The sequence below is a fragment of the Sunxiuqinia dokdonensis genome (genome assembly GCF_001270965.1).
Taxonomy (GTDB): Bacteria; Bacteroidota; Bacteroidia; order Bacteroidales; family Prolixibacteraceae; genus Sunxiuqinia; species Sunxiuqinia dokdonensis.
In genome coordinates, this window is record NZ_LGIA01000050.1 from 1 (window position 1) to 9,215 (window position 9,215).

9 protein-coding genes are annotated in these 9,215 nt (G+C 44.5%); all 9 read right to left on the minus strand.

The annotated features are described in order from the left end of the window. Positions 1-84: 84 nt before the first annotated feature. A complete protein-coding gene (locus NC99_RS05105) occupies positions 85-849 on the minus strand; it encodes an MBL fold metallo-hydrolase (RefSeq protein ID WP_053180531.1) in 765 nt (254 codons plus the stop codon). Beyond that, positions 846-1,352, minus strand: a complete 507-nt coding sequence (locus NC99_RS05110) for a shikimate kinase (RefSeq protein ID WP_262509304.1) — start codon at positions 1,350-1,352, stop codon at positions 846-848. Before NC99_RS05110 ends, NC99_RS05105 begins: the two co-directional genes overlap by 4 nt. Continuing rightward, complete coding sequence (locus NC99_RS05115; protein WP_239684412.1) at positions 1,352-3,976, minus strand: DNA gyrase/topoisomerase IV subunit A; 2,625 nt, start codon at positions 3,974-3,976, stop codon at positions 1,352-1,354. The genes NC99_RS05110 and NC99_RS05115 overlap by 1 nt, the downstream gene beginning before the upstream one ends. A gap of 56 nt (positions 3,977-4,032) precedes the next feature. Next, positions 4,033-5,865: a DNA topoisomerase IV subunit B gene (locus NC99_RS05120; protein ID WP_053180535.1), complete on the minus strand. Its 1,833-nt coding sequence runs from the start codon at positions 5,863-5,865 to the stop codon at positions 4,033-4,035. A 289-nt stretch (positions 5,866-6,154) separates the two neighbouring features. After that, positions 6,155-6,646, minus strand: a complete 492-nt coding sequence (locus tag NC99_RS05125; RefSeq protein WP_162231147.1) for a Dps family protein — start codon at positions 6,644-6,646, stop codon at positions 6,155-6,157. A 49-nt stretch (positions 6,647-6,695) separates the two neighbouring features. Next, positions 6,696-7,583: an adenine nucleotide alpha hydrolase family protein gene (locus NC99_RS05130; protein WP_157624476.1), complete on the minus strand. Its 888-nt coding sequence runs from the start codon at positions 7,581-7,583 to the stop codon at positions 6,696-6,698. A gap of 72 nt (positions 7,584-7,655) precedes the next feature. Continuing rightward, the gene (locus NC99_RS05135; protein ID WP_053180541.1) at positions 7,656-7,898 is read right to left on the minus strand and encodes a hypothetical protein; all 243 of its coding nucleotides are present in this window, start codon (positions 7,896-7,898) and stop codon (positions 7,656-7,658) included. Continuing rightward, positions 7,895-8,260: a hypothetical protein gene (locus NC99_RS05140; protein ID WP_053180543.1), complete on the minus strand. Its 366-nt coding sequence runs from the start codon at positions 8,258-8,260 to the stop codon at positions 7,895-7,897. Before NC99_RS05140 ends, NC99_RS05135 begins: the two co-directional genes overlap by 4 nt. A gap of 25 nt (positions 8,261-8,285) precedes the next feature. Beyond that, positions 8,286-8,573, minus strand: coding sequence for a YtxH domain-containing protein (locus tag NC99_RS05145; protein WP_053180545.1), 288 nt, complete (start codon positions 8,571-8,573; stop codon positions 8,286-8,288). Positions 8,574-9,215 lie beyond the last annotated feature (642 nt).

Consider the following 9,215-nt stretch of genomic DNA (forward strand, 5'->3'; position numbering starts at 1 on the left):
CATAAGGATTAACTATTTAGCATGAGGTGTGCGAGGTCGTGAAACCCCGACACGCCTTGATTTGACAGGCTGGAGGCTGTAGAACTAAACTGCAAACACCTCCGTGGCGCCATGCCTGAAGGTGAGCTCAATCGTGTAGTTGTTTGTATAGGGCCGAAAAACGGCAAAGGCTTTTTCGGGCGTGTTGTTTTCGCCCGAAAGGTGACTCAAGAAAATAGTCTGCAATTGTTCGCCGGCATAATCTTTCAGAAGTTGGCAGGCTTGCTCGTTTGACAAATGCCCAACCGCTGACGATACCCGTTGTTTCAAATAGTACGGATAAGGGCCATTCATCAGCATGTCCTCGTCATAGTTGCTTTCGAGAAATACGGCATGGCAGCGGGCAAATTCCGCCTTCACACGCTCACAAGCTTCTCCAATATCAGTCATCACGCCAATGTGCTTGCCGGCATACGAAATTCGGAAAGAACAGGCATCAGCTGCGTCATGCTGCTTGGTAAAGGGGAATACGGCAAACTCGCCCAGCTGAAATTCCATATTCGGCTCAAACCAACGGGGCGTTTCGGGTTGAACGGCCTTGCGCATGGCTAAAAAGGTTTTTTTGGTGAGGTAAACCGGAATACCCAATCGCTTGCCCAACACCCGCGCTCCACGACAATGGTCGCTATGCTCGTGGGTGATTAAAACGGCTTTTATTTTCGATGGATTGATGTTCTTCGCAGCCAACCGCACTTGCAGTTGACGGGCCGACAAGCCCGCATCGACCAACAACGCTTCGGTTTCATTGCCGATGTAGTAGCAATTTCCATTGCTTCCCGATGCCAAGGCACAAATCTCTAACTTTTTCACTTTTCTTTCTCGATTTCAGCAATCACTTGTTCCGGCAGAATCTCCTTACCTTTCAGAATGCAGCTTGCCTTTTCGTAAAACGGACGCCGGACCAGCATCATTTCGTCAATGAAATGAACCAACTCCTCGGGCGACTTTCCTTTAATCAGTGGCCGTTCATTTTTTGATTGAATGAGCCGGTTAGCCAATTCATGGCTGTCGACATCCAAAAAGACGCACAATCCAGCCTGGTTCATTAGCTCCATATTGTCGAAAAAACAGGGTGCGCCGCCACCTGTAGCGACAATCACAGGATCGAATTCAGCGACTTCTTTGAGGGCCGCTTGCTCTTTTTTGCGAAACTCAGCTTCCCCTTCTTCAGCAAAAATCTGCGGAACGGTTTTAAAAAATTTTTCTTCGATGTATTTGTCCAGGTCAATAAAAGGAACGTCCAGCATGGAAGAAAGCGTTCTTCCCATCCTGGATTTTCCACATCCCATATATCCAATCAAAAAAACCTTCATCAAAACAGCGACATTTGATTTTTATCTTCGTCATCCTCCCCTTTCGGGCGTTTCACTTCAAAAGGAACATCTTCCGAGGATTCCTCTTCCGGTTCATCGTCCGCAGGCTTGTCATCTTCATCCTTCACAACAGGCTCAATCTCCTTAATGTTTTCCACTTCGTAATTGGTCAATCGTTTTCCGCGGGCCTTGTGCGATTTAACACCGATAAACTCCGCCACTTCGATGATCTCATTTTCGCGGGCCGAATTTTTACCGCCAAACTCAATTTCCAAACGGGGATAGCGCACCCAGGTCACGCTCACCAGTTTGTTGTCGGGATGGTCGCCAATAAAGCTGATCCTGCGGCCCATCACTTCGTCGATTTCAAAGCGTTTGACGTAGTAAAACTCCTGCTCGGCATCATAATACACCGCCGACAACACTTTGCTGTTGTCAAACTTTTCGATGGCCAAAATATCGGGGTCGAAATGGTTCGACAAGTCGAAATTGTAAAGTTGGTATTCTCCGTTTTTGTACAGCACCAAGATCTTATCCTCGCCCTGAAACTCGCCCAAAAACTTGCCCCGGGAATCGGAGTTGATCCGAAACACATCGGGATCGAACCAGATCTTTCGTCCGCCAAGCGTTGAAACCCCTTTTTCCTTCAGACTAATTTTATGCACATCGTTTTTGGTGAGGATATTTCCCATAGCTCCCCGCCCTTTGATGGCCAACTCGCTGAAATCAACTTCAAACTGCAATTTCTTCAAACGCGCTTTGTGCTTCAGTGTTACCTTAAGCACTTCGGCCTCGCCATTCGGGTTGGCGCTGAAATACCAAATCCGCGATCCGGCTGTTCCTTTGGTCAGGTCGTACTCCTTGTCGCGGGTCATCCCGGTCACCGCAAAGCGTTTCATGTAGAAGGCGCCCTGGCGTCCATCGCGATACACCACATTGTAAATGGTCCGCTTGTCGTTTTTCTTGAACACGGCAATGTGCTGAATATTTTTTCCAACAAAAGCCTTTTCTGAAACCTTGGTAATGAAATAGGTTCCATCTTTCCTGAAAACGATGATATCGTCTATATCGGAGCAATCGCAAACATATTCGGCCTTCCGGAGGCTGGTTCCAATAAATCCCTCTTCGGCATCGAAGTAAAGCTTTTCGTTGGCCACCACCACCTTGCTGGCCTCAATGTTTTCGAAGCTGCGAATTTCAGTTTTGCGTTCACGCCCCTTGCCATACTTATCTTTAATTCGTTGATAATATTCAATGGTGAAGGGAACAATATTTTTGATTTTTAGCTTGATATCTTCGATCTCGTCTTCGATCGACTGGATGTAATTGTTGGCTTTATCGGTATTAAATTTCAGAATCCGGGCCATGCGAATTTCCATCAACTTCAGAATATCGTCGCGGGTAATTTCGCGCTTCAGCTTTGGTTTCCACGGATCCAATCGTTTATCGACATGGGCAACTGCCTGGTCCATGTTGGCCGACTGCTCAAACTCTTTGTCTTTGTAGATGCGTTCTTCAATGAAAATTTTCTCAAGCGACGCAAAATGCCAGGACTCTTCCAACTCGCCCATACGGATCTCGAGCTCGAGCTTCAGAAGCATCAAGGTCTGATCGGTATTTCGCTTCAAAATTTCGCTCACCCCAATAAACAGGGGCTTGTCGTCTAAAATAATACAGGCATTTGGCGAAATAGACACCTCACAATCGGTAAAAGCAAACAGGGCATCGATGGTTTTATCGGACGAAACGCCAGTGCCGAGATGAACCAAAATTTCAACCCGGTCCGAGGTGTTGTCGTCAATCCGTTTAACCTTGATTTTATTTTTATCATTGGCTTTTATGATGGATTCAATCAAAGTGGAGGTTGTTTTTCCAAACGGCAGTTCGGTAATTGCCAGGGTTTTGTTGTCCACCTTTTCGATTTTTGCCCTGACTTTCACCGCACCACCCCGTAGGCCGTCGTTGTACTTTGAAAAGTCGGCTGACCCTCCGGTCGGAAAATCGGGAAAGATTTCGAACTCCTCCTCTTTCAGATAAGCAATGGAAGCATCGATCAATTCGTTAAAGTTGTGCGGAAGAATTTTGGATGCCAAACCAACAGCAATTCCCTCAACGCCTTGTGTCAACAACAACGGAAATTTAACTGGCAAGGTGACTGGTTCTCGTTTACGGCCATCGTACGACAGTTTCCAGTTGGTGGTTTTGGGGTTGAAGACCACATCCAGTGCAAATTTCGACAAACGCGCTTCAATGTAACGCGGAGCAGCTGCTCCGTCGCCGGTCAGGATATTCCCCCAGTTTCCCTGGCTGTCAACCAGCAAGTCTTTTTGTCCCAGCTGCACCAGTGCGTCACCGATCGACGCATCGCCGTGTGGGTGATACTGCATGGTTTGCCCGATGATGTTGGCCACTTTGTTGTAACGCCCGTCGTCCATTTCGCGCATGGCATGCAAAATCCGGCGCTGAACCGGTTTCAAGCCATCATTGACGTAAGGCACAGCCCGTTCCAGAATTACATACGATGCATAATCCAGAAACCAATCCTGGTACATTCCCGACAAATAGGTGATGCCATCAGCTGGTTCAATGGGTTGATTATCTTTATTTTTTTCCTCTTCTGCCACAACAATTCTGTTATAAGTAAAACTTCAGATTCAATAATCTTTTCTTTTGATGTTTTTTAAACTTCGTCTTTCTCCACGTAGAGGTTGTCGATGATAAACTCCTGCCGGTCGGGTGTGTTTTTGCCCATGTAAAATTCGAGCATCTGCGAAACCGATTCGTGCTTTTTCATCTGAACCGGTTCGAGCCGGATATCGGGGCCAATGAAGTTTTTAAATTCATCGGGCGATATTTCGCCCAAGCCTTTGAAGCGGGTTATTTCGGCTTTGGCTCCAACTGATTTCACGGCTGCCAAACGTTCTTCTTCAGAATAACAGTAAAAGGTTTTCTGCTTATTCCGTACGCGAAACAATGGCGTTTGAAAAATGTACAGGTGCCCTTTTTTTACCAGCTCCGGAAAGAATTGCAGGAAAAAGGTGATCAACAGCAGCCGGATGTGCATGCCATCCACATCGGCATCGGTGGCTATAATGACCTTGTTATAGCGCAAGTCCTCCATGCTATCTTCAATATTGAGCGCCGCTTGCAGCAAGTTGAATTCTTCATTTTCATACACCACTTTTTTGGTCATTCCATAGGTGTTCAGTGGTTTTCCCCGCAAGCTAAATACGGCTTGTGTATTTACATCTCTCGATTTGGTGATGGATCCGCTGGCCGAATCACCCTCGGTAATAAAAATGGAGGAATCGCTTTTTCGCTCGTGGTTGCTGTTGTAATGCACACGGCAGTCGCGCAACTTTTTATTGTGCAGGCTCGATTTTTTGGCCCGTTGTTTCGCCAGCTTTTTTATTCCTGAAATGGCTTTGCGCTCGCGCTCCGACTCCTGGATCCGACGCAAAAACACTTCAGCAACATCTTGATTTTTGTGCAGGTAATTATCGAGTTCCTTTTGCACGAAGCTAACCACATGATTTCGCACACTGGGGCCATCGGGGCCAATGTCGCGCGAGCCAAGCTTGGTTTTGGTTTGCGATTCGAAAACCGGCTCCTCCACTTTAATGCTGATGGCTGCAATGATTGACGCCCGAATATCGGAGGGGTCAAAATCTTTTTTGTAGAATTCTCGGACGGTTTTCACAATGGCTTCGCGAAAGGCCACCAGGTGGGTTCCTCCCTGCGTGGTATGCTGCCCGTTGACAAACGAATAGTAATCTTCGCCATATTGATTTCCGTGGGTAATGGCCACTTCAATATCGTCACCTTTCAAATGAATGACCGGGTAAAGCGGTTCGGCATCCAGGTTTTCCTCCAGCAAGTCTTTCAACCCGTTTTTCGATTGAAATTTCTCGCCATTGCATAAAATGGTCAAGCCCGCATTCAGAAAGGAATAGTTCTTCATCATGTTTTCCACATAGTCGTTGTGGAAACGGTAATTCCTGAATATATCGATATCCGGAACAAAAGCGACCATGGTGCCGTTGGGCTCTTCGGTTTTTCCCAGGTCTTTTTCTTCAACAACCTGGCCCCGGGAAAATGCGATTTCCTTGACCTGTCCTTCCCTGAAAGCTTTAATAACAAAGCTGTTTGACAAGGCATTCACCGCTTTGATACCCACCCCGTTCAAACCCACGGATTTTTTGAAAACCTCGGAATCGTACTTGGCACCGGTATTCATTTTCGAAGCCACATCGAGCAGCTTGCCTAGGGGAATTCCCCGCCCAAAGTCGCGCACACTCACCAGTTCGTTTGAAACCTTCACCTCTATTTTCTTTCCAAAGCCCATCATGAACTCGTCAATCGAGTTGTCCATGACTTCTTTTAAAAGAACATAGATTCCATCATCAGCGGCTGTTCCATCTCCGAGCTTCCCGATATACATCCCGGGACGCTTGCGGATATGTTCCTGCCAATCAAGCGTTCTAATCGAACCTTCATCGTAATTAGGAGTCATACTTATTGCAATTTGTCACAAATATAAAGAAAACAAAACACCCTTGAAGTTCCACTATTTTGTCAATAATTAACAGGCGACAGTTGAAAACTTCTTCGGGTTGATGCAGTCTGTAAAAATAGCAATAAACCGCAATTTTCTCCAAAAAATCGCTCGACGGCTGCTTATCTACTTTCGCTCTAAATAAGACTTACCGGAATTCACATGCAAAGTGCTCCTTCAAAAAAAAGACAAAAAAAAGGCCGCTGAGTGAATCAACGGCCTGTGCCTTATTTCTTATTGAAATGGCTTACTTTTCTTCCAGCCAGGAAGTAAACATCCAGTAATATTTTTCGGTTTGCTTGACCATTGAATTGACCAGATCGATGGTTGATACATCGCCCAGATCGTTGGCTGTTTCAAGCACATTGATCATTTGCGACAGTAAGATTTCGAAGTCTGTCAAAATCTGATCGACCATATCATCCGGCCCTGGAATTCCTTCCGGCTCCGCAATTTTTGAGGCGGCAAGATATTCGTGCAATGTCGCTGTTGGTCTGGCACCAAACACGCGCACACGTTCCGCCAAGTCGTCAATATTTACTTTGGAAAAATCATAGAGTTCTTCAAATTTCTCATGTAAATCGAAGAAATCTTTTCCCGTTACATTCCAGTGAAAGTTTCGGAGTTTCTGATAGTGCACATGATAACTGGAGATCAACAGGTTGATCTGGCCAATCAATTCAGAGGTGTCCTTCTGATTAAATCCGAGTCTTACAAATGTTTTTTCTTTTGTTTCCATGATCATTCTATCTTTTATATTCTTTTATTTTCGGTTAATATATTCGTGTTTATTTCAGGTTCTCTTCATGATAAATCAAGACTGGCTTATCAAAATGAGTAAGCACATAGTGGGTTTCTGAAGAGGAAAATAAGTCCTCGAAAAATCCTTTCTTTTCTTTCAAAATAACAATCACGTCCAACGATTCATTGGTCAGGTATTTCTTCAGGGCATCTCGGACATTTTTTTCATTGGCATGTTCAAATTTCAGATGAAATCCGCTTACGCTATCTTTTACCAATGTTTTAAATCCAATCCATTTGAGCTTCGACTCAAAGTCGAGGGTTTCCATATTGTGAAAAATCGTCAGGTTTTTTCCATCGGCTCCGGCGGTTGTTTCCGACAAATGTTTGATGGCTTTCAAATCTTCGGCATGAAATGCTGTGGCATAGAGGTAATTATTGAGGCTGAAAGCCTGTGTACGATCCGGAATAATCAGCACCGGACAAGGAACTTTGTCAATGATGTTTGGATAATTGATTGTTCCCGTACTCAATCCTGAATAGGTATTGTAATTACTCATCAACAGCAGCACATCCTCCTCACGCTTCACGGTTTTTGAAACCACATCCAGACGATTTGCCTCTGCAACTTCAATCTCATAATGAACATTTTGCGGATACTTTTCGAAGTATTTCGCCACGGTTTTCCGCATTTCCGACTCCGCCTGTTCAAAGTCCTTTCGAATGCTCTTCTCAACAACCATATAAGTTTCGCTGATGCCGGGAACGGTTGGTCCACCAAGCTCGCCACCTGTTACTCCGGTACCCACCCAATGAATGTCTAAAACATAAACGATTTTTAATTTTCGCTTGAGCTGATTACTTAATGAAAAAGCTGAACAAATCAGATTTTCCATGTTCTTTCTGGTGTCTAACAACAACAAATTTGTTTTCATAACTCGCGGTATTGCGATTCACTCTGTAGCAGCTTTTCGTTCTGCCAGCGGTCCTTGAACCGGTGTTTTCCCTTATTTCAATCCATCTGTCGTTTCGGTTGTCGCTTCACCTTTTTCGCGGTGTTTGCGCTTCCGAAAGAACAGATTCAGCGCAATTTTCAATCCTGTTTCGAAGGCTACTTTTCTGACGTAGCCTGAAAAATCGTGCATCGCTTCTTGCACGTGATCGTTGAGTTTGTCTTCCAAATGGCGCGACTTATACCTCAGATTCTGCTTCCTGAGTTTCAGTTCGCGCATGTTCCTGATACTTTTCATAGCTCTTCCTCCTCATCTTCTTCGAATAACATGGAAGAATATTTTCTTAAAACGAAGGAGGTAATCAGTTGATTTTTAAACAGTGCAAATAGCAGTGTCAAAAAAACCAACAATCCGGTGGCAAGCAATAAACCTGTCAGATAATCATGATAAACCTGTCCGTACCACACCACAAACGCGGCCAGTCCGAAAAATAGGATCAATGCACCGGCTACGGTCAGTAAAAAAGTACTGATGAGGTGCGTGGTAATTTGTGTTGCCTTTCCCAAGATGGTCAGTTTCACCAAGTCGATTCGCGTCTGCAGGTATTTTTTTGACGCATCGCTAAGTTCACCAATGCTATCTGATAGGTTTCTGCTCATTGATTCAATGAATTAAATGATTCCGTTACTTGCCGCTTTCGTTGGTCTGGGCTTTCACTTCTTTTTTAACTTTTGCTTCCACTTCGTTGGTGCTCTCTTTCACATGGTCAATCATTTCATTGACTTGATCTTTCAAGCTATCCACTTTCTCTCCGATTGTTTCGGAAAGATCTTCAGAAACCCGTTGAACTTTTTTCTGAATTTTTTTTCTAGTTTTCTCGCCTTTTTCCGGGGCCAATAAAACTCCGGCCAAAGCACCGGCTGCTGCACCGGCAACGAAGCCAAAGATGGCGTTTCTTGTTGCTTTACTCATGACTTTTTTGTTTTTAGTGATTTGTAATTTGACTATTTGTAAAAAATTAAATCGACGTCTTTATTTTATCCGACGTCCTTGTACTCTTCGTGTCGTGGAGTGTTTTCGTAATTTTTGCGGAGGACATTGAAAGGTCTTTCCCCCGGATTGTCTTCTTATCTTGTGCCGAATAAGATCCGGCATTCAGATAAATATTCATGTTCTCAATTCTCTTCTTCAAATTTTTCATACGATTGAAATTATTTCTATTCGGCGATCCGCCAGCCGACGGATCAACCATTTTGTATTTCATTATTAAACGTTTGCTTGATTAATGGAAAAAACCATTCCAAAAGTTGCTTAAAGCCTGAACAACAAAGCAAATACTGAATTACAGCACCTTACAAGACACCGGCGTCACAATCAATAAAAATAACAGTAGAGCTTGTTCCACAATTTGTGGAGAAACCTTATCAAAGCTTGTATAGCGGGGAAAAGGAGGGAATGAGGGTAGGTAAAAAAACCGCAAGGCTATGGCTGGAATTATTCGAAGGCCGGCAGGTGCTTTTCAGCAAAAAACAGGGGTGTAAATTGGTGAATCCTGCTTGCTTCCGAAAGCTGGTTGCAGCCAATCTTCATCGAAAAGTTGGTAAAAAAAAATGA